Origin of the sequence: Mycobacterium kyorinense, assembly GCF_002101735.1 — a bacterium.
Classification (GTDB): Bacteria; Actinomycetota; Actinomycetes; order Mycobacteriales; family Mycobacteriaceae; genus Mycobacterium; species Mycobacterium kyorinense.
Window position 1 is genome coordinate 1 of the sequence record NZ_LQPE01000127.1, and the last position, 18,887, is coordinate 18,887.

The window sequence follows — 18,887 nt, forward strand, 5'->3', positions numbered from 1 at the left end:
GTATTGTCCCAGTTCAGGAGGCATTTTCGTGGTTCCCACGCCGATCACCAACGACCGACCGTCCACGGATTCAGGCTAAGAGCGTCCTCGTCGACATCGGTCGCGTAGATCTTGACCCGTTGCCGGAAGTTGTCCGGATCGAGGCTCTCGGCCAGCAGCATGGCCAGCGTGTAGGCCTCCTGACCGGAGGCGCAGCCGGCACTCCAGACCCGGATCGGGTCCTCGGGGCTGCGCTCGGCGAGCATTCGCGGGATGACGTCGGTTGCGATGTATTCCCACGCGTCCGGGTCGCGAAAAAAAGCGGTGACGTTGATCAGGATCGTGTTGAACAGTGCCGAAAACTCGTCGGAACTGGCCTGCAACAAGTCGAGATATTGGTCGAACGTCTCGTAGCCGGCTTGAGCCATCCGGTGACGTACCCGCCGCATCAGCGTGGTGCGTTTGTAACCGGTGAAATCGAACCCCCGGGAATCCCGCATGTAGCGCAGCAGGGCCTCGAACGATTCGTCGGTCTTCGTGTCCATCTCGTCCCGTCCGCCGACAATGTGTCGCGAAGTTGAACACTACTCGCGGCTAGAGCCTGGCTAGAGCAGGTTTTCCGGTCCTACGACCGCCCACACCGTCTTTCCCGACGGGGTCGGCGTGCTGCCCCAGGCGCGGCACAGCGCGGAGACGATCGCCAACCCGGACACCCGGTGCGGGCCGTGTGATGCGTCCTCGTGGCGGCTGGCCGGCGTACCGCTGCAATCCTGTACCGATACGGTGACCGTCGACTCGTCGGATTCGAGTATCAGCACCGGAGCACTGATGGTGTGCTGCAGCACGTTTTCGACGAAGACGTTGACGACCACGGTGGCCACCGAAATGAGCTCTTCCTGTGACCAGGCGGCAAAATACTCGGCAACCAGCTCGCGGGCGCGGCGCAAGCTCGCGAGCGAGGCCGGCAGTTCAACCCGCGCCCGCTGCCGGACGACCAGCCCCTCTCCGGCGAGAGCGTTCAGCGCGGCTTCGGCGCTCGCATGCAGGGCGACATAGCGCGTCACACCGGTGTGTGCGATGGCAGCCCGGCGGCCGGCGTGGGAGCAGACCAGGACAATCGGAACGTCGGGCCAGGTGCTCACATGCCAGCGCGCGCTGGTGAAAACCGACCACGCCGACGAGGCCGGTACATCCAGTGCGTCGACGTCGACCAGAACCGCGCGCGGTTCGTCGAGCGCCGCCTTGATGACGGCGTCGCGCAGTTTCAGGTAGCTCCTGCTGTCGAGGACACCCTCGATGGTGAGCAGACACACGGTTCCCGCGGTGTGCTCGGAAACCGTCAGCTCGCTGGCGTTGCTAGCCATCGCGTTCCAGGTGCTTGCCGTACGCCTCGGACAGCCGGCTGCCGAGTATCGACATCGCATGTTCGGCTTCCAGTGCGATTGCCTCATACCGTTCGCTCAACATCCCGGGGTTGACCTGCTCGGCCAACCGGCGGGACAGCTTGGCCTTCTCTTGCAGGCTGCGCATCGCAACCCACATCGCGGTCTCGATCTCCTCGTCGCGCGCGCGCAACAACGCGTCGGCCGTCCAGGCATGACCCACGTGGCAGCGGTAGCTGCCCTCGCTGACCGCGATCAGCGAGCCGTTGCAGTCCGGGCAGGTGTATCCGGAGGGTGATCCCAGCGCCTCGGTGTCGAATTCGGTCGAGAATCGCCCGACCATCGCGATTCGGTTTTCCAGCTCCATGCGGGCGTCGGGTTCCATCTCACGTTCCTCGAATTCTCGATCGGCCAACTGCTTGAGCAGCCCGCCTACTTCGACTGCCGCCAGTTCGTGGTCGATGACGCCGGCGTGGATGGCGTTGGTCGGCATGGCGGCGAACAGTGCATCCCCTGGCGACTGGGCGATCGTCGTCCCGCCGCGCGACTGAATCGCCGCGCACCCCAATGTGCCGTCGTCGAGGACACCGGACAGCAGGACGCCGACCGCACGCTGGCCGTACGCCAGCGCCGTCGAGCGAAACAAGGCATTGATCGCGGGGCGGTGGCCGTTCTCAGTTGGCCCTTCGGACAACGCAATTCGATTACCGTCCACCAGCAGGTGGCGGTTGGGAACGGCGACCTGAATGGTGCCGGACATCAACGGTGCGCCATCGACGGCTTGAGCCGCCGGCAGCGGCCCGTTGCGGTCGAGGATGCGGGCCAACACGCTCGGCGCGCCCGCCGGCATGTGCAGCGCGACGAGGACCGCATAGGGCAGGTCGGGTGGCAGCCCGGCAGCGAAGTGGGTAAGCGCCTCCACGCCACCGGCCGAACCCCCGACCGCGACCACGTTGAGCGTGCTGTTTTCGCCTGGCATTACGCTCGCCACCATTCCCGGAGCTACCCACAGGACCGCAGAGACAACCCTGTTTGCGGGCTATTTGTCCAGATTACGCGCGTCGGCCGGGGCGCTGAGCTGAATTCAGCGCGGCACGGCGAGTTCGTCCGTCACGGCGAACGGCGGCGCGCCGACTCCGGCGATCGAGTGCGTGTTCTGCGGTGTTTGTTCGGTGATCCGGGCCGGCACGCTGCGCTCACCGACCGCCAGCGTCACGGCGCGCGATTGCTTTAGCACATCCATCGGCAGCTGACCGAAAACCATTCCCTGCCAATGGTATTGGCCATCGATCGGATCGAGGTGTCCGGTGAGCCGGACACGCACGGAGTGGTCCGTGTCGGCGACGGTCAACGTCGCTGCGCCGTCGTAGGCGTCCTCGTACGCACCGGAGGACAGCTCGTATGCCGACGCTCTGGGGCGAAGGCGAGGCCCGCGTAGGTAGACGCGTTCGTTGAACACCTGTTGGCTGCTGAGACGCACTTCGATGCGCGAGCGGCCGGCCATGAGCCGCAGGCAACCGGCGATGTAGCGCGCGGTGTCCGGTCCGTTGACCAGGAAATAGTTGGGAAAGCCATGGATCGCGACGCCCAGGTAGGGCTCGGCGCCGTCGCGCCAGGCCTGCTGAATGGTGAGGCCGCGGGCACCGACCAAAGTGTCGTCCGGCAGACGATCGCGGAGCGCCAGCCCGGTGCCGTAGACAATGGCGTCGGCGTGGTGGTGGACCCCGTCCCGAGTGCGGATGCCCGATGCCGTGAGCGCGTCGATGGGCGACGTCACCACATCGGCCCAGGTGTGCCGCCGCCAGCGACTGATGGTGGGGACGAACCGCCGCGGCGGGTGGGGGAACACCGTCACCGACGCCGCGGCGGACAGTCGCCCGATGTACCGGCCGGCGGCCGCGTCGCCCCCGATCACCGCGACACGCTTGCAGGCCGGTTCGAAATCGGGATCGGGTGCCGCTGCGGGGAACGCGGCATCACGAAAGTCGTTGCGGCCCGGAAGGTTCGGTATCCAAGGGACGAACGGCGAGGCTGCGCCGATGACGACCCGGCTGCGGCAGGTTTCGCCGCCGCTGGTGGTCAGCGTCCAGGTGTCGCTGTCGTCGTCGAACACCGAACTGACCACGTCGCCGTCGGCGACCGTGAAGACGTCGTGAATCACAGGAACCTGGTGCGCGCCCAGCCTCGGCGCGCGATCGGACCCATCAGACCCACTTCGGTCAAAAACGCCGCGAGCGGGGCGAAACCGGCCACCTGGACGTCGTGCCGGTGTGGGCTGGTTAACGCGAAGCGCCGTGCCCGGCGGGGATCCAGGCCGGCCCGTGCATAGGGAATCGGGTTGGTGAACAGGTAGCGGAAGAACCACCCGCCCAACCCGTTGATGTTCGCGACGAACCACCGCTCCAGCCGCCGCATCTCGGGCACCCGCTTGCGCAGGCCATCGCGGGCGAACTGGATGTGCCGGGCTTCCTCGGTGACGTGAATTCGCATCAGCCGCTGGATGATCGGCTGTAGTTCGGGGTCGTCCATCATCTGGCGCTGCAGCGAGTCGAAGATCTCCTCACCGATCAGCGCGGCCACCCACAGCACCGAACCCTGGAAGAAGAACGGCAGAGCGTTGATGATCATCCGCTGGTACAGCCGTGGCCGCACCGGCTTGGCGCCGACCCGCTCGATGGCCTTGCCGAACATCACCATGTGCCGGGTTTCGTCGCCGAGTTCGGTCAGCGCGTAGTGCGACGAGCGGCTGGTGGGGTCCTTGTGCATGAGTTTGCGCAGCAGCGCCTGGTTGAGGATGTTCTCGAACCAGATGCCGGCCGACAGCGTGTTCACCAGTTCCTGGCGGGACAGCTCGATCTGCTGGGCGCGGGTCATCTCGTCCCACATGGGCGTGCCGTACAGCGACACGGTTTTGGGCGGAAGAAAGAACTTGTTCGGATCAAGCGGCGCGTCCCAGTCGATGTCGACGACGGGCGCATACGACTTCTTCACCGAGCCCTTCAACAGACGCTCGGAGAACTCCTCGCGCCCGGCCTTTACCGGAGTGGTCATCGTTGACGTCCCTTCTCGCGCAGAGATGCCAATACCTACGGTACCGGGTACCTCAGGTCTCGTCTATAGATGACGACGGCTGGCGTCGGCCCAGATGCGCTTCGGCTTTCACCCGTCCGCGCATGTGGGGATAGTGCAGCTCGAAGGCGGGGCGGTTGGAGCGGATGCGGGGGAGTTCGGTGAAGTTGTGCCGCGGCGGCGGGCAACTGGTCGCCCACTCCAGCGAGTTGCCGTACCCCCACGGATCGTCGACAGTGACCGGCTCGCCATAGCGGTAGCTGCGGAAGACGTTCCACAGGAACGGAACCATCGAGGTGGCCAGGATGAACGCGCCGATCGTCGAGACGACGTTCAGGGGTTGGAAGCCGTCGGTCGGCAGATAATCGGCGTAGCGGCGCGGCATGCCCTGGTCGCCGAGCCAGTGCTGCACCAGAAACGTGGTGTGAAACCCGATGAGCGTCAACCAGAAATGCAGCTTGCCCAGCCGCTCGTCGAGCAGCCGGCCCGTCATCTTTGGGAACCACAGATAAATGCCGGCGAATGTCGAGAACACGATGGTGCCGAAAAGCACGTAGTGGAAATGCGCGACCACGAAGTAGCTGTCGTGGATGTGGAAGTCCAGCGGCGGACTGGCCAGCAGTATGCCCGTCAGGCCGCCCAGCAGAAAGGTGACCAGAAAGCCGATCGCGAACAACATCGGCGTCTCAAACGTCAACTGGCCCTTCCACATTGTGCCGGCCCAGTTGAAGAACTTGATGCCGGTGGGCACCGCGATCAGATAGGTCATGAACGAAAAGAACGGCAGCAGAACGGCTCCCGTCGCGAACATGTGATGCGCCCACACCGAGGCGGAGAGCACGGTGATGGCCCACGTCGAGTAGACCAGCGTGGTGTAGCCGAAGACCGGCTTGCGGGAAAAGATCGGCAATATCTCGGTGACGATGCCGAAGAACGGCAGCGCCACGATGTAGACCTCGGGATGGCCGAAGAACCAGAACAGGTGCTGCCACAGGATCGGGCCGCCGTTGGCGGAGTCGTAGATGTGGGCGCCCAGGTGGCGGTCGGCGGCCAGCCCGAACAACGCGGCGGTCAGGATCGGGAACGCCAGGAAGATCAGGACACTGGTGGCCAGGACGTTCCAGGTGAAGATCGGCAACCGGAACATCGTCATGCCCGGGGCGCGCATGCACACCACGGTGGTGGTCATGTTGACCGCACCGAGGATGGTGCCGAGCCCGGACACGATCAGTCCCATGATCCACAGGTCGGCGCCGGGGCCGGGGGAGCGAATGGCGTCCGACAGCGGGGTGTAACCCGTCCAGCCGAAGTCGGCGGCCCCGCCCGGGGTGATGAAACCGGCCAGCACGACGAGCCCGCCGAACAGGAACAGCCAGTAGGAGAAGGCATTCAGCCGCGGGAATGCCACATCAGGTGCGCCGATCTGCAGCGGCAGCGCGACGTTGGCGAAGCCGAACACGACCGGGGTGGCATACAGCAGCAGCATGATCGTGCCGTGGATGGTGAACAGCTGGTTGTATTGCTCGTTGGTCAAAAATTGCAGCCCTGGCGCGGCCAGCTCGCCGCGCATCAGCATGGCCATCAGGCCGGCCATCAAGAAGAAGGCGAACGCGGTCACCAGGTACATCTGGCCGATCAGCTTGTGATCGGTGGTGGTGACGAGATTCCATATCACGTCGCCGCGGGATCGGCGGCGTCGCGGGAACGGTCGGTGTGCGACCAGGGACCGCACTTCGGTCACCATTTCGACGGGATTACCCGCGACAACTGGGCCGAAACGGTCATTAGGCTGTGCCCGCAATGAGTAGTCGGCACATCCACGTCATCGGTATCGGCGCCGGAGATCCCGGTTACGTGACCGTGCAGGCGATCGAGGCGCTCAACGACACCCAGGTGTTCTTCGCGATGGACAAGGGCGCGCAGAAGAGCGATTTGGTGGCGCTGCGCCGGCACATCTGTGCGCGCTTCATCCGCGAGCCGGGCTACCGGTTCGTCGAGCTGCCCGACCCGCCGCGCGCGGCGGACGGCGACTACCGGGCGGCGGTGTCGGACTGGCACGCGGCCCGCGCCCGGGTGTGGGCGTCGGCGATTGCCGCCGAACTCGGCCCGGGCGGCGTCGGGGCCTTCCTGGCGTGGGGTGACCCGTCGCTCTACGACAGCACCTTGCGCATCCTCGACGCCGTCGCCGCCATGGTCGACATCAGCTACGATGTCATCCCCGGCATCACCGCGGTGCAGGCACTGACCGCGAGGCACCGGATTCCGCTCAACGACGTCGGCGAACCGGTGCTGATCACCACCGGCCGGCAGCTGCGGGCACACGGACTGTCCGGTTCGGCGGTGGTGATGCTCGACGGCGACTGCTCGTTTCGCGGCTGCCCGCCCGGCACGCGGATCTGGTGGGGCGCGTACCTCGGCACCGCCGACGAGCTATTGGTGGCGGGCTCGGTCGGCGAGGTGGGGGAGTGGATCGCGACGTTGCGCGCCGAGGCCCGCGCCCGACACGGCTGGATCATGGACACCTATTTGTTGCGGGCGGCGGAGTAGGTTTTGGCCATGGCCGCTTTCGTGGTCCGCGCCGCGCTGACCGGATTCGCGTTGTGGGTGGTCACGCTGTTTGTGCACGGGGTCACCTTCGTCGGCGGGGACACCAGGTTGCAGCGGGCGGGCATCATCTTCGTCGTCGCGGTCATCTTCGGGCTGGTCAACGCCTTCATCAAACCGATCGTGCAGATCCTGTCGATTCCGCTGTACATCCTCACGCTCGGGTTGTTCCACATCGTCGTCAACGCGTTGATGCTCATGATCACCGCCTGGATCACCCGCAACACCACACACTGGGGCCTGCATATCGACCACTTCTGGTGGACGGCGATCTGGGCTGCCGTTGTGTTGTCGATCGTGAGCTGGGTGTTGTCGTTGGTGGCGCGCGACGTGCAGCGGCATCGCTGACCGGCAGACTGGATACATGCCCGAACTGCCGGAAGTCGAAGCGCTCGCCGACCACCTGCGCCGCCACGCCGTCGGCCTGACGATCGGACGGGTCGACGTCGCCGCATTGTCGGTGCTCAAGACCTTCGACCCGCCGATCACCGCGCTGCACGGGTCGGCCGTCACCGGCGCCGAGCGCTGGGGCAAATACCTGGGGTTGCAGGCAGGGGAGCTGTTCTTGATCGCCCACCTGTCGCGGGCCGGCTGGTTGCGCTGGTCCGACACCCTGACCGCCGCGCCGCTGCGGCCCGGCAAGGGGCCGATCGCGCTGCGCGTTCACCTGGGTACTCCCGGGCAGGCGCCGGGCTTCGACCTCACCGAGGCCGGTACCCAGAAGCGGCTGGCGGTGTGGCTGGTCGACGACCCTATGAAGGTTCCCGGCATCGCCGCGCTCGGGCCCGACGCCCTGCAGCTCACCCTCGACGAGTTGGCAGGGCTGCTGGCCGGACAGAGCGGCCGGATCAAGACCGTCATCACCGACCAGAAGGTGATCGCCGGGATCGGCAACGCCTACAGCGACGAGATCTTGCATGTCGCGAAGATCTCGCCGTTCGCCACGGCGGGCAAGCTCTCCGACGCGGCGCTGGCCGCGCTGCACGATGCGATGACGTCGGTGCTCACCGACGCCGTTTCTCGTTCGGTCGGCCAGCAGGCGGCGACGTTGAAGGGCGAGAAGCGTTCGGGCCTAAGGGTTCACGCCCGCACTGGGTTGCCGTGCCCGGTGTGCGGCGACACCGTGCGTGAGGTGTCGTTTGCCGACAAGTCTTTCCAGTACTGCCCGACCTGCCAGACCGGCGGCAAGGTGCTGGCCGACCGGCGGATGTCGCGGCTGTTGAAATAGCTATGCTGCCCGGGTGACTCGTCAGAAAATCCTCATCACCGGTGCGAGCTCGGGCCTGGGAGCAGGGATGGCCCGCGCGTTCGCCGCCAAGGGCCGCGACCTTGCGCTGTGCGCTCGTCGCACCGACCGGCTCGACGAACTGAAAGCCGAACTGACGCAACAGTATCCGGGCATCACGGTGGCCGTCGCCGCGCTGGATGTCAACGACCACGAGCAGGTGCCCAAGGTGTTCGGCGAGCTTTCCGACGCACTCGGCGGGATCGACCGGGTCATCGTCAACGCCGGTATCGGCAAGGGCGCGCCACTAGGGTCAGGCAAGTTGTGGGCCAACAAAGCGACCATCGAGACCAACCTGGTGGCCGCGCTGGTGCAGATCGAAACCGCGTTGGAGATGTTCAAGCAGGCCGGCTCGGGGCATCTGGTGCTGATCTCGTCGGTGCTGGGCAACAAGGGCGTGCCGGGCGTGAAGGCCGCCTATGCGGCCAGCAAGGCGGGCGTGTCGTCGCTGGGGGAGTCGCTGCGCGCCGAATACGCCAAGGGCCCAATCAGGGTCACCGTGCTGGAGCCCGGCTACATCGAGTCGGAGATGACCGCCAAAGCGGCGAGCACCGTGCTGATGGTCGACAACGAGACTGGCGTCAAAGCGATGGTCGCGGCGATCGAGCGCGAAGGCGGCCGCGCCGTGGTGCCGGCCTGGCCGTGGGCGCCGCTGGTCCAGGTGATGCGGGTGCTGCCGATCAGGCTGACCAAGTACTTCGCTTAGTGCGCCGAGCAGACGCAGAATCGCATCAAAATCGCAGATTTTGTGCGATTCTGCGTCTGCTCGCCGGGGCTCAGACCGGGACCGGCGTGTAATGCGCTGCGTCGGTGGTGAATTCGGGCTTGCCGTACGTCGCCAGCCGGAGCTTGAGCAGGCCGACGACGTAGGCGTCGGTGACATCCCGCAGCACCGGAACGCGGCTGGCCTGCTGAACCGCAGTGAAACGTCCGATGATGAAAGGCGTGGTCAGCGCGACGCGCACGAGGTCCGCCGGCCCGAGTGAAACGCCCATCGCCTCGGCGATGTCGCGATCGCCACCGCAGAACGTGCGGACGAACGTGAGCTTGGAAAAGCTCTTCTCGACCGCCTCGGCGCAACGGTCGAACAGGCTGGTGCCGGGGCGCAGGTAGGCCGCCATCGTTCCGCTGACGAGTTCGCGGCAGATGTCGTCGAATCCGTCCCGCAGCAGTGCCGAGCGCGCATGCATGACGTGCATGATGTCGGCGGGTTCGGAGGGCAGCAGTTCGGGCGGCAGGCCGAGCAAAAAGCAGCGATACCTTGCGAATTCGACGACGGCGCGCTCTTCCTTGGTGAACTTCGTTCGGCCCTGCTGACGGGCGCGGCGGGCCAGCAGGTACTGGCCGATCATTCCGGCGGGCATCTGGTCGACCTGCGGGATCGGCATGCCGTAGACGCCGACGTCCCACTTGTCGGATTTCTTCAGCGCGTTGTAGCGGACCATCGAGTGCATCAATCGGACCATGGCGGCGGCTTCGAAGCCGGGCCCGTAGCGGTCCAGCGCGCCGGGCAGGGTGGTGACGGCGAAGAAGCTGGCCGTCTCGTTGACCCGCCGGGCCGCCCGCTTGCCCGAGAGCGCGCCGGTCAGCGCCATCGGCAGCGCGGCGTACGTGTTGGTGAACGTGGCGATGAACGCGCCGCGGGTGATGAACGGGGCCAGCAGCGCCGCCGGGATGCGTTCCTGGCGGGCGCCTTCGCGTACCAGGTCGAAGTCGATCCACTCCGGGGCGTCTTCCATGGCAGTGATGAACGACTCGAGCTCTCCAGGCGCCTCGGGCACCGCCTCGATGCCCTCTCGGCACGCCCTTTTGAGCATGTCGATCAGGTGCGAGACGCTGTACGTATTCATCAGGGCCGCATAGGGATCGGCGACGACGTCGCCGAGCATCGTTGCCGTGCTGATCAATTCGAGGACGCGGTCGTCTTCCAGGATCGGCGCGCGGTCGGCGACCCAGGCCGGCAGGGCCGAGTCGTCGTCGGGCTCTGTGGCCAGGCGATCGGGCTGCTGGTCGAAGTCGAAGTCCCCGTACAGGTCGGGCTGCAACTCGCGCTGGCTTCGGACGCGTTCGGCGAGTTCGGGGTAGTACGTGACCATCACAACCTCCGGCTAACTAACAGTTAGTGAGTAATACTCACAAGCTGTTAGTTATGCTGTCAAGCATGACTGCGGCGAACCCCAGGCGGCGGCTGTCCGCCGAAGCGCGGCGTGAGCAGATCCTCGACGTCACGCACGCGATCGTCGACGCCGAAGGGTTTCATGCGGCGACACCGAACCGCATCGCGGAGCAGGCCGGTATCAATCGGTCGTTGATCTATCAGCTATTCGGCGACCCGGCGGGGCTGTTCGTCGCGCTGATCGACCGCGAGGCGGCACGGGCCGGCGCGCAGTTCGCCGATGCGATCTCGGGATTGGACGCTGCCGCCGCGGATGAATCGCTGGTTCTTGCGTTCGACGGTGTGCTGGGCGCCGTCGACGCCCACCCGGCGACGTGGCGGCTGTTCTTGTTTCCGCCGCAGGGTGCACCGCCGGAGCTGTATGCCCGGCTGGCGCAATCCCAGGCCGTCGTACTGGAGTTCTTCGTACGCGAACTGCTGCGCGTCAATCCGCATCTGCACGATCCCGAATACACCGCTCGGGTTCTGCATGCCGCCGGCCGCGAACTGCTGCAGCTGCACCTGTCCGATCCGCAGACCGCGACGGTCGAACGCCTGCGCACGTTCGTGCGGCGCTTCGGTTCCGAGCTCGTCGTGCGCTAGCCCGCGCGGCCTCTTTCGGTGCGGTAGCGGCGCACCAGCGCGTCGGTGGAGCTGTCCGACTGCCTGTCCGGCGACGTGTCCTCGGAAATCACCGGCAGCAGCGCCTTGGCCTGGGTCTTGCCCAGCTCCACGCCCCACTGGTCGAACGAGTCGATGCCCCACACCACGCCCTCGGTGAACACCTGGTGCTCGTAGAGCGCGATCAGCTGGCCCAGCACCGACGGGGTGAGCCGGGTCGCCAGGATCGATGTCGTCGGCCGGTTGCCGGGCATTACCTTGTGTGGCACCACGTCGTCCGGTGTGCCCTCGGCAGCGATCTCTTCGGCGGTCTTGCCGAACGCCAGCACCTGGGTCTGGGCGAAGAAGTTGCTCATCAACAGGTCGTGCATGCTGCCGGTGCCGTCGGCGTCGGGCAGGTCGTCGAGCGGTTGGGAGAACCCGATGAAATCGGCCGGCACCAGCCGGGTGCCCTGATGCAGCAACTGGTAGAAGGCGTGCTGGCCGTTGGTTCCCGGTTCGCCCCAATAGATTTCGCCGGTGTCGGTGACGACGGGGGTGCCGTCGGCGCGGGTCGACTTGCCGTTGGATTCCATGGTCAGCTGCTGCAGATAGGCGGCGAAGCGGGACAGGTCGTTGGAATACGGCAGCACCGCACGCGATTGCGCGCCGAAGAAGTTGGAGTACCACAGCTCGATCAGTCCCAGCAGTGCGGGCGCATTGGACTCCAGCGGCGCGGTCTTGAAATGCTCGTCGACGATATGGAATCCAGAGAGGAATTCGGCGAATCGCTCCCGTCCGATCGCCGCCATCACCGACAGGCCAATTGCCGAATCCACCGAATAGCGCCCGCCGACCCAGTCCCAAAAGCCGAACATGTTGGCGGTGTCGATGCCGAAATCCGTGACCCGCTCTTTGTTGGTGGAGACCGCGACGAAGTGCTTGGCCACCGCGTCGTCGCCGAGCGCGTCGGTGCACCACCGGCGCGCCGCGGTGGCGTTGGTCAGCGTCTCCAATGTCGAGAACGTCTTGGAGGCCACAATGAAAAGCGTTGTGGCAGGGTCTAAATCGGCGAGCGTGGCGACCAGGTCGGCCGGGTCGACGTTGGACACGAACCGCGCCGAGATGCCGGCGTCGGCGTAGTGGCGCAGCGCCTGGTACACCATCACCGGGCCGAGATCCGAGCCGCCGATGCCGATGTTGACCACGGTGCTGATCCGCTTGCCGGTGGCGCCGGTCCACTGGCCGCTGCGCAGCCGGTCGGTGAAATCGCCCATCGCGTCGAGCACCGCGTGCACGTCTTCGACGACGTTCTGCCCGTCGACGGTCAGCGTGGCGTCTCGCGGCAGCCGCAGCGCGGTGTGCAGCACCGCGCGGTCCTCCGAGGTGTTGATGTGCTTGCCGGCGAACATCTCGTCGCGGCGCTGCTCGAGGTGCGCCGCCCGGGCCAGGTCGACCAACAGCTTGAGCGTCTCGCGGGTGATGCGGTGCTTGCTGTAGTCGATGTAGAGGTCGCCGACGCTGAGGGTCAGCACGCGGCCGCGGTCGGGGTCGTCGGCGAAGAGCTGACGGAGATGGGTGTCTTTGACCTGGTCGTGATGCTTGCGCAGAGCGTCCCACGCCGGGGTGGCTGAGATGTCGGGGATTTGGCGAACCGCAGTCATGTTCTCGACCCTAGCTACGCCCGACAGATCGGGCCGCTTAGTTCTTTCGAGTGTGCATCCAGGGCGGAAAAATCGCCAAGATCCCGCCGTCAGCGCACGCTCGAAACCGTCGGCGCACACTCAGTCGCGGGGCGCTACCAGGGCTAGTGGCCGAGCCGGCCTCGGCCCATGCGCAGTAGCAGCATCGCCAGGTCCTTGCCGTCGGGCCCGAGCTCGCTGTAGCGCTCGATGACCTTCATCTCGCGGCTGTGCACCAGACGGGTGCCGCCATTGGCCATCCGGACCTTGCCGATCGCCTGAGATACTTCGGTGCGGCGTTTGACCGCAGCCAGAATCTCCGCGTCGAGCCGGTCGATTTCATGGCGCAGCTCGTCGATGTCGGGAAGCTGTTCCGTTTCCATCGTCATTTATTGTGACTCCGCATTCTTGCTGTTGGTGGGTTTTGAGCCGTTATCCGTATTCCGGCCTCACCCAACAGACGAGCCCCGAATCCGGATGCGGACCCCGGGGCTGAAGGAGAGCAGCTAAGCCACGGGTACCGCGGACCGGTACCCGTAGAAAAATCGATGCTGCCCGTAGAGCACGTATCGAGTCTGCCATCCGGGCCCGCGCCACCGCAAAAGATGTCGTCGAGCGGCGGTAAGTTTGGACAGACATGACAATCCACGTGACCGATGCCGGGCCAGATCAGTTGCTCGACGGCCTGAACCCCCAGCAGCGACAGGCTGTGCTACACGAGGGTTCGCCGCTGTTGATCGTCGCGGGCGCGGGCTCGGGTAAGACTGCGGTCCTGACCCGGCGCATTGCGTACCTGATGGCCGCGCGGGACGTGGGCGCGGGCCAGGTTCTGGCCATCACGTTCACCAACAAGGCCGCCGCCGAGATGCGCGAGCGGGTGGTGCAGCTGGTCGGGCCGCGCGCACGCTCGATGTGGGTGTCGACGTTCCACTCGACCTGCGTGCGGATCCTGCGCAACCAGGCCACGCTGATCCCCGGGCTCAACTCCAACTTCTCGATCTACGACGCCGACGATTCGCGGCGGCTGCTGCAGATGATCGGCAAGGACATGGGCCTGGACATCAAGCGGTATTCGCCGCGGCTGCTGGCCAACGCCATCTCCAACCTGAAAAACGAGCTGATCGACCCGCAGCAGGCGACGGCGGCCCTCTCCGACGACTCCGACGATTTGGCCCGCACCGTCGCCGCCGTCTACTCCGAATACCAGCACCGGCTGCGGGCAGCCAACGCGCTGGATTTCGACGACCTGATCGGCGAGACCGTCGCGGTGCTGCAGGCCTTCCCGCAGATCGCCCAGCATTACCGCCGGAGATTCCGGCACATCCTGGTCGACGAATACCAGGACACCAACCACGCGCAATACGTGCTGGTGCGCGAGCTCGTCGGGCACCACACGGAAGACGGTGTGCCGCCGGCGGAATTGTGCGTCGTCGGGGATGCCGATCAGTCGATCTACGCCTTCCGCGGCGCGACGATCCGCAACATCGAAGACTTCGAGCGCGACTACCCCGACGCCACGACGATTCTGCTGGAGCAGAACTACCGCTCGACCCAGAACATCTTGTCGGCGGCCAACTCGGTGATCTCCCGCAACTCCGGACGCCGGGAGAAGCGGCTGTGGACCGACGCCGGCGAAGGGGAGCTGATCGTTGGCTACGTCGCCGACAACGAGCACGACGAGGCACGCTTTGTCGCCGAGGAGATCGAGGCGTTGGCGCAGCGCGGGGAGATCACCTACAACGATGTGGCCGTCTTCTACCGCACCAACAACTCGTCGCGTTCGCTGGAAGAAGTGTTCATCCGGGCCGGCATTCCGTACAAAGTTGTTGGGGGCGTTCGGTTTTACGAGCGCAAGGAGATCCGCGACATCGTCGCCTACCTGCGGGTGCTGGACAACCCCGGCGATGCGGTGAGCCTGCGGCGCATCCTCAACACACCGCGGCGCGGAATCGGTGATCGCGCCGAAGCCTGCGTGGCGGTGTTCGCCGAAAACACCGGTGCCAGTTTCGCCGACGCGCTCGACGCCGCCGCCGAAGGCAAAGTGCCGATGCTCAATTCCCGCTCGGTGAAAGCGATCGCAGGTTTCGTCGAGATGCTCGACGAGCTGCGCGGCCGGCTCGACGGTGACCTCGGCGAACTGGTCGAGGCGGTGCTGAACCGCACCGGCTATCGCGAGGAGCTGGAATCCTCAGGCGACCCACAGGATTTGGCCCGCCTGGACAACCTGAACGAACTCGTCAGCGTCGCACACGAATTCGCCACCGACATGGCCAACGCCGCGGCACTAGAAGAAGGCGCCGACGACGAAGACGTGCCCGACACCAGTGTGCTGGCGCAGTTCCTGGAGCGGGTGTCGCTGGTCGCCGACGCCGACGAAATCCCCGAGCACAACGCCGGCGTGGTGACGCTGATGACGTTGCACACCGCCAAAGGGCTGGAGTTTCCGGTGGTGTTCGTCACCGGGTGGGAGGACGGAATGTTCCCGCACATGCGGGCGCTGGGCGATCCCACCGAACTCTCCGAGGAACGGCGGCTGGCCTACGTCGGGATCACCCGGGCCCGGCAACGGCTCTACGTCAGCCGGGCCAAGGTCCGCTCGTCGTGGGGCCAGCCGATGCTCAACCCCGAATCGCGGTTCCTCCGGGAAATCCCGCAGGAGCTGATCGACTGGCGGCGCAGCGACCCGACCCCGTCGTTCAGTGCGCCGGTGAGCGGCGCCGGCCGGTTCGGGCCGTCGTCGCGGCCGTCACCGGCCCGGGTGTCGAAGTCCAACCGGCCGCTGCTGGTGCTCGAGCCCGGTGACCGGGTTTCCCATGACAAGTACGGGCTGGGCCGTGTGGAGGAGGTCTCCGGTGTCGGGGAGTCGGCGATGTCGCTGATCGACTTCGGCAGTTCCGGGCGGGTCAAGCTGATGCACAACCACGCTCCGCTCACCAAGCTGTAGCTATCAAGTGCCTTCCGGCAGCCACCGCTTGGTATGCGGGTGCAGCGCCAAGACCACGCTGGCAATCGGCAGTAGTGGCAGGAAGTGCACGATCCAGGCCACCCGCGCGCCCGCGATGAATACGCCGAGGTAGGTCAGCACTGCAACCGCGGCGCCGGCCACGATCAGGTAGCGGCCAAGCCCCCGTCGCAGCAGCAGCAGGATCACCCCGGACACCGTGGCCAGCGCAAACACCAGCGCCAGGAACCCGACCGCGACGCAGAACAGCCGATCGGATTGCCACCAGCCGGCGATCAAATCGGTGGCCACCACCGAGGTGGCCCAGCCGCTGACAATGCTGACGGCGGCCGCCGCGACGGCGGTGGTGTTGCTGGCCTCGGGCAAAGCCGGGCGCGAAGCGGGGTACACGCCGGGGCCGGGTGGTTGGCGCGGAATGTGGGTGGTGCGGGCGTCGTCCGCTATCGCGGGCAGCGGCGTGGTCGGTGCTCGTCGGATGATGCGGGTCCGCGGCGCTTCGTCGTGGGATGCCGTCACCTCGGGCCTTCCTCTGGCGTTCTCGAATGGCGTCATGGCTGCAGAGCCGGCAGCGGCGCCGCCGCTGACAGGACCGCTTGGTGGGGTCGTGGGAAAATTATCGCCGGGCGCGGAAGCGGTTGACCCGATAATCGATCAACCGGCGAAACTCCCGACACTCAGCCCCCGCTTGGCCAGCCACGGCACCGGGTCCACCCGGTTGGTGCCGCCCAGCAACACCTCGAAATGCAGGTGCGGACCGGTGGAGTTGCCGCGGTTGCCCATCGTGGCGATCTGGTCGCCCGCCATCACGCGCTGGCCCACGCTGACCGTCGTCGTGTTGACGTGGCCGTACAGCGTGACCGTCCCGTCCGCATGGCGCAGCTTGACCCACATCCCATAGCCGGCGGTCGGGCCGGCGTCGATGACGACCCCGTCCGACACCGCGAGGATCGGCGTTCCGATCGAGTTCGCGATGTCGATACCGGCGTGCAGCACACCCCAGCGGTACCCGAAGTTCGACGTGAATATGCCCTTCGTCGGCATGACGAACAGTGGTTGCTGCAGTCGGGCCTCGCGCTGCGCGCGCTCTTCGGCAAACGCGACGGCGTGGGCGAGTTCGGCGTTGTGCACGGCGACATTCGCGGCGGGCTTCACCGTGATCATCTGCATGCCGCGCGCCGAGGTGGTGATCGGACTGCCGCTGGGCGTCGACGTGTCGGCGGCCAGCACGGTTTCGGCCTTCGAGTCATCGGAGGGGTGCGTGGCCGAATGCGCCGCGGCGGCGGCGGCACCGGCGGCCATGGCGGTGATCAGCATCCGGCCGCGCGCAGCGCCGCTGAGCTGCCTGCGGTGCTGCGGGCGGCGCCAGGGCGCGTCGGCATTACTGGGACGGCCGTGCAGTTCGAGGCGGTAAGAACTGGCCCGCTCGGTGTGCGGTTCGGGTGGGTGTTCGCTGGGGCTGGCCAGGCGCAGCGGGGTCAGGTCGTCGGTGTCGTGCAGGTCGTCGAGCTCGGGCGCCTGCAGGACGGAGGCCGCGCTTCCGAAGACGCTGTTGTCGCTGAAGTCCAGGTCATCGAGGTTGCCGAATTCGTTGAAGGGGATGATGTCGGTGACCTCGTTGCGGTCGAGGTCTGACCAGCGGTCGTGCGATCCACGAGAGTCTCCGGCGACAGGAGACCGGGCAGAACGGTGCTGGGCCAACCTGAATGTCCCTCGCGTCGTAACCATAACGTTATCTGGACCCTGAGACGTTAACCACAGAGATAGGGACCTCGCAAGGCGTGGGCGGGATCCCGCTCGATAATGTGATCCGCATCACGTGCGAGGCGTCGGGTCCATGCTCGGCACAGCGTACGGCATCGAACCGGCGGTGACCTGCGCCACAACAGCGGATGCGGCGACGGCGGCATTACTGCGGGTCGATACAGTTCCCCCGGGCGCGGTTGGTAGAACCGCCGTCGCCGCTACCTATCAGGTCGACTCAATAGACAGTGAGCCCATGGATCTTTTCGAGTATCAGGCGAAGGAGTTGTTCGCCAAGCACAACGTGCCCACCACGCCCGGACGGGTGACTGACAGCGCCGACGGCGCCAAGGCGATCGCCGAGGAGATCGGCCGCCCGGTGATGGTCAAGGCACAGGTCAAGACCGGTGGCCGCGGCAAGGCCGGTGGCGTGAAGTACGCCGCCACCCCCGAGGACGCCTACACCCACGCGGGCAACATCCTCGGCCTCGACATCAAGGGCCACGTCGTCAAGAAGCTGTTGGTGTCGGAGGCCAGCGACATCGCCGAGGAGTACTACATCTCCTTCCTGCTCGACCGGGCCAACCGCACCTACCTGGCGATGTGCTCGGTGGAGGGCGGTATGGAGATCGAGGAGGTCGCCGCGACCAAACCCGAGCGACTGGCCAAGGTTCCCGTCGACGCGGTCAAGGGCGTCGATCTGGCGTTCGCGCGCTCGATCGCCGAGCAGGGTCACCTGCCGGCTGAGGTGCTCGACGCCGCCGCGGTGACGATCCAGAAGCTGTGGGAGCTCTTCGTCGCCGAGGACGCAACCCTGGTCGAGGTCAACCCGCTGGTTCGCACGCCGGACGACCAGATCCTGGCGCTGGACGCCAAGATCACCCTGGACGCCAACGCCGCCTTCCGGCAGCCCGGCCATGCGGAGTTCGAGGACCGCGACGCCACCGACCCGCTGGAGCTCAAGGCCAAGGAGCACGACCTCAACTACGTCAAGCTGGACGGCCAGATCGGGATCATCGGTAACGGCGCCGGCCTGGTGATGTCGACGCTGGACGTCGCCGCCTACGCCGGCGAGAAGCACGGCGGCGTGAAACCGGCCAACTTCCTGGACATCGGCGGCGGCGCGTCCGCGGAGGTGATGGCCGCCGGGCTGGACGTCATCCTGGGCGACGAGCAGGTCAAGAGCGTGTTCGTCAACGTCTTCGGTGGCATCACCGCGTGCGACGCCGTCGCCAACGGCATCGTGTCCGCGCTGAAGATGCTCGGCGACACCGCCACCAAGCCGCTGGTTGTCCGGCTGGACGGCAACAACGTCGAAGAGGGGCGGCGCATCCTCGCCGAGGCCAACCACCCGCTGGTGACACTGGTTGACACGATGGACGAGGCCGCCGACAAGGCCGCCGAGCTGGCGAGCGCCTGAGCCTGAGAG

The 18,887-nt window shown here is 66.3% G+C and carries 17 protein-coding genes and 2 pseudogenes; 8 read left to right on the top strand and 11 right to left on the bottom strand.

Annotation, left to right across the window (positions count from 1 at the left end):
• Positions 1–74: 74 nt before the first annotated feature.
• From AWC14_RS14890 to ctaD, 6 genes and pseudogenes are all read right to left on the bottom strand, one after another.
• Positions 75–524 (bottom strand): annotated as a pseudogene (locus tag AWC14_RS14890) (CheR family methyltransferase); the annotation flags it as partial.
• A 60-nt stretch (positions 525–584) separates the two neighbouring features.
• Positions 585–1,343 (bottom strand): STAS domain-containing protein, encoded by a 759-nt coding sequence (locus tag AWC14_RS14895; protein WP_045381686.1) that lies wholly within the window; start codon positions 1,341–1,343, stop codon positions 585–587.
• The gene (locus tag AWC14_RS14900; protein WP_142281707.1) at positions 1,336–2,340 is read right to left on the bottom strand and encodes a chemotaxis protein CheB; all 1,005 of its coding nucleotides are present in this window, start codon (positions 2,338–2,340) and stop codon (positions 1,336–1,338) included. The genes AWC14_RS14895 and AWC14_RS14900 overlap by 8 nt, the downstream gene beginning before the upstream one ends.
• Before the next feature lie 105 nt (positions 2,341–2,445).
• The gene (locus tag AWC14_RS14905; protein ID WP_235215980.1) at positions 2,446–3,372 is read right to left on the bottom strand and encodes a DUF4873 domain-containing protein; all 927 of its coding nucleotides are present in this window, start codon (positions 3,370–3,372) and stop codon (positions 2,446–2,448) included.
• A gap of 146 nt (positions 3,373–3,518) precedes the next feature.
• The gene (locus AWC14_RS14910; RefSeq protein ID WP_045381677.1) at positions 3,519–4,412 is read right to left on the bottom strand and encodes an AurF N-oxygenase family protein; all 894 of its coding nucleotides are present in this window, start codon (positions 4,410–4,412) and stop codon (positions 3,519–3,521) included.
• Positions 4,413–4,464: 52 nt separating this feature from the next.
• Positions 4,465–6,174, bottom strand: coding sequence for an aa3-type cytochrome oxidase subunit I (ctaD, locus tag AWC14_RS14915; protein WP_045381674.1), 1,710 nt, complete (start codon positions 6,172–6,174; stop codon positions 4,465–4,467).
• A gap of 56 nt (positions 6,175–6,230) precedes the next feature.
• Between ctaD and cobF the strand changes: the two genes are divergently transcribed.
• The 5 genes and pseudogenes from cobF to AWC14_RS14935 all read left to right on the top strand — a co-directional run bounded on the left by cobF (position 6,231) and on the right by AWC14_RS14935 (position 9,025).
• Entirely contained in the window at positions 6,231–6,977 is a 747-nt protein-coding gene (gene cobF / locus AWC14_RS14920) for a precorrin-6A synthase (deacetylating) (protein WP_045381672.1), read from the top strand.
• A 9-nt stretch (positions 6,978–6,986) separates the two neighbouring features.
• Positions 6,987–7,382: a phage holin family protein gene (locus AWC14_RS14925; RefSeq protein WP_045381669.1), complete on the top strand. Its 396-nt coding sequence runs from the start codon at positions 6,987–6,989 to the stop codon at positions 7,380–7,382.
• A gap of 16 nt (positions 7,383–7,398) precedes the next feature.
• Positions 7,399–7,641: pseudogene (locus AWC14_RS29625) on the top strand (DNA-formamidopyrimidine glycosylase family protein); the annotation flags it as partial.
• A 147-nt stretch (positions 7,642–7,788) separates the two neighbouring features.
• A complete protein-coding gene (locus tag AWC14_RS29630) occupies positions 7,789–8,262 on the top strand; it encodes a zinc finger domain-containing protein (RefSeq protein ID WP_235215979.1) in 474 nt (157 codons plus the stop codon).
• Positions 8,263–8,275: 13 nt separating this feature from the next.
• Positions 8,276–9,025, top strand: coding sequence for an SDR family oxidoreductase (locus tag AWC14_RS14935; RefSeq protein WP_045381665.1), 750 nt, complete (start codon positions 8,276–8,278; stop codon positions 9,023–9,025).
• A 70-nt stretch (positions 9,026–9,095) separates the two neighbouring features.
• Here AWC14_RS14935 and AWC14_RS14940 read toward each other — a convergent pair whose 3' ends face one another.
• Complete coding sequence (locus tag AWC14_RS14940; RefSeq protein ID WP_045381663.1) at positions 9,096–10,415, bottom strand: oxygenase MpaB family protein; 1,320 nt, start codon at positions 10,413–10,415, stop codon at positions 9,096–9,098.
• Between the two features lie 65 nt (positions 10,416–10,480).
• Here AWC14_RS14940 and AWC14_RS14945 point away from each other — a divergent pair, with 65 nt between their 5' ends.
• A complete protein-coding gene (locus tag AWC14_RS14945) occupies positions 10,481–11,077 on the top strand; it encodes a TetR/AcrR family transcriptional regulator (RefSeq protein WP_235215978.1) in 597 nt (198 codons plus the stop codon).
• Here AWC14_RS14945 and pgi read toward each other — a convergent pair.
• Together pgi and AWC14_RS14955 are read right to left on the bottom strand one after the other, a co-directional pair.
• Entirely contained in the window at positions 11,074–12,738 is a 1,665-nt protein-coding gene (gene pgi / locus AWC14_RS14950) for a glucose-6-phosphate isomerase (protein WP_045381659.1), read from the bottom strand. The two genes, AWC14_RS14945 and pgi, sit on opposite strands and share 4 nt — an antisense overlap.
• A 143-nt stretch (positions 12,739–12,881) precedes the next feature.
• Complete coding sequence (locus AWC14_RS14955) at positions 12,882–13,145, bottom strand: chorismate mutase (protein WP_045381657.1); 264 nt, start codon at positions 13,143–13,145, stop codon at positions 12,882–12,884.
• 248 nt (positions 13,146–13,393) lie between these two features.
• On the opposite strand from AWC14_RS14955, the gene pcrA reads away from it, so the two are divergent.
• Positions 13,394–15,700: a DNA helicase PcrA gene (pcrA, locus tag AWC14_RS14960; RefSeq protein WP_045381655.1), complete on the top strand. Its 2,307-nt coding sequence runs from the start codon at positions 13,394–13,396 to the stop codon at positions 15,698–15,700.
• 3 nt (positions 15,701–15,703) lie between these two features.
• On the opposite strand, the gene AWC14_RS29635 is transcribed toward pcrA, so the two are convergent.
• Both AWC14_RS29635 and AWC14_RS14970 read right to left on the bottom strand, forming a co-directional pair.
• Positions 15,704–16,270 (bottom strand): hypothetical protein, encoded by a 567-nt coding sequence (locus AWC14_RS29635; RefSeq protein WP_428838972.1) that lies wholly within the window; start codon positions 16,268–16,270, stop codon positions 15,704–15,706.
• Between the two features lie 99 nt (positions 16,271–16,369).
• Positions 16,370–17,416 (bottom strand): M23 family metallopeptidase, encoded by a 1,047-nt coding sequence (locus AWC14_RS14970; protein ID WP_045381653.1) that lies wholly within the window; start codon positions 17,414–17,416, stop codon positions 16,370–16,372.
• 298 nt (positions 17,417–17,714) lie between these two features.
• Between AWC14_RS14970 and sucC the strand changes: the two genes are divergently transcribed.
• Positions 17,715–18,878, top strand: coding sequence for an ADP-forming succinate--CoA ligase subunit beta (gene sucC, locus AWC14_RS14975; RefSeq protein ID WP_045381645.1), 1,164 nt, complete (start codon positions 17,715–17,717; stop codon positions 18,876–18,878).
• Positions 18,879–18,887 lie beyond the last annotated feature (9 nt).

Excerpts from the sequence above, each read along its gene's own strand:
- AWC14_RS14900 (WP_142281707.1), bottom strand. The coding sequence starts at position 2,340 with ATGCCAGGCGAAAACAGCACGCTCAACGTGGTCGCGGTCGGGGGTTCG.
- pcrA (WP_045381655.1), top strand. The coding sequence starts at position 13,394 with ATGACAATCCACGTGACCGATGCCGGGCCAGATCAGTTGCTCGACGGC.
- cobF (WP_045381672.1), top strand. The coding sequence starts at position 6,231 with ATGAGTAGTCGGCACATCCACGTCATCGGTATCGGCGCCGGAGATCCC.
- AWC14_RS14955 (WP_045381657.1), bottom strand. The coding sequence starts at position 13,145 with ATGACGATGGAAACGGAACAGCTTCCCGACATCGACGAGCTGCGCCAT.
- sucC (WP_045381645.1), top strand. The coding sequence starts at position 17,715 with ATGGATCTTTTCGAGTATCAGGCGAAGGAGTTGTTCGCCAAGCACAAC.
- AWC14_RS14910 (WP_045381677.1), bottom strand. The coding sequence starts at position 4,412 with ATGACCACTCCGGTAAAGGCCGGGCGCGAGGAGTTCTCCGAGCGTCTG.
- AWC14_RS14925 (WP_045381669.1), top strand. The coding sequence starts at position 6,987 with ATGGCCGCTTTCGTGGTCCGCGCCGCGCTGACCGGATTCGCGTTGTGG.
- AWC14_RS14895 (WP_045381686.1), bottom strand. The coding sequence starts at position 1,343 with ATGGCTAGCAACGCCAGCGAGCTGACGGTTTCCGAGCACACCGCGGGA.
- AWC14_RS14945 (WP_235215978.1), top strand. The coding sequence starts at position 10,481 with ATGACTGCGGCGAACCCCAGGCGGCGGCTGTCCGCCGAAGCGCGGCGT.
- AWC14_RS29630 (WP_235215979.1), top strand. The coding sequence starts at position 7,789 with ATGAAGGTTCCCGGCATCGCCGCGCTCGGGCCCGACGCCCTGCAGCTC.
- ctaD (WP_045381674.1), bottom strand. The coding sequence starts at position 6,174 with ATGGTGACCGAAGTGCGGTCCCTGGTCGCACACCGACCGTTCCCGCGA.
- AWC14_RS29635 (WP_428838972.1), bottom strand. The coding sequence starts at position 16,270 with ATGACGCCATTCGAGAACGCCAGAGGAAGGCCCGAGGTGACGGCATCC.
- AWC14_RS14940 (WP_045381663.1), bottom strand. The coding sequence starts at position 10,415 with ATGGTCACGTACTACCCCGAACTCGCCGAACGCGTCCGAAGCCAGCGC.
- pgi (WP_045381659.1), bottom strand. The coding sequence starts at position 12,738 with ATGACTGCGGTTCGCCAAATCCCCGACATCTCAGCCACCCCGGCGTGG.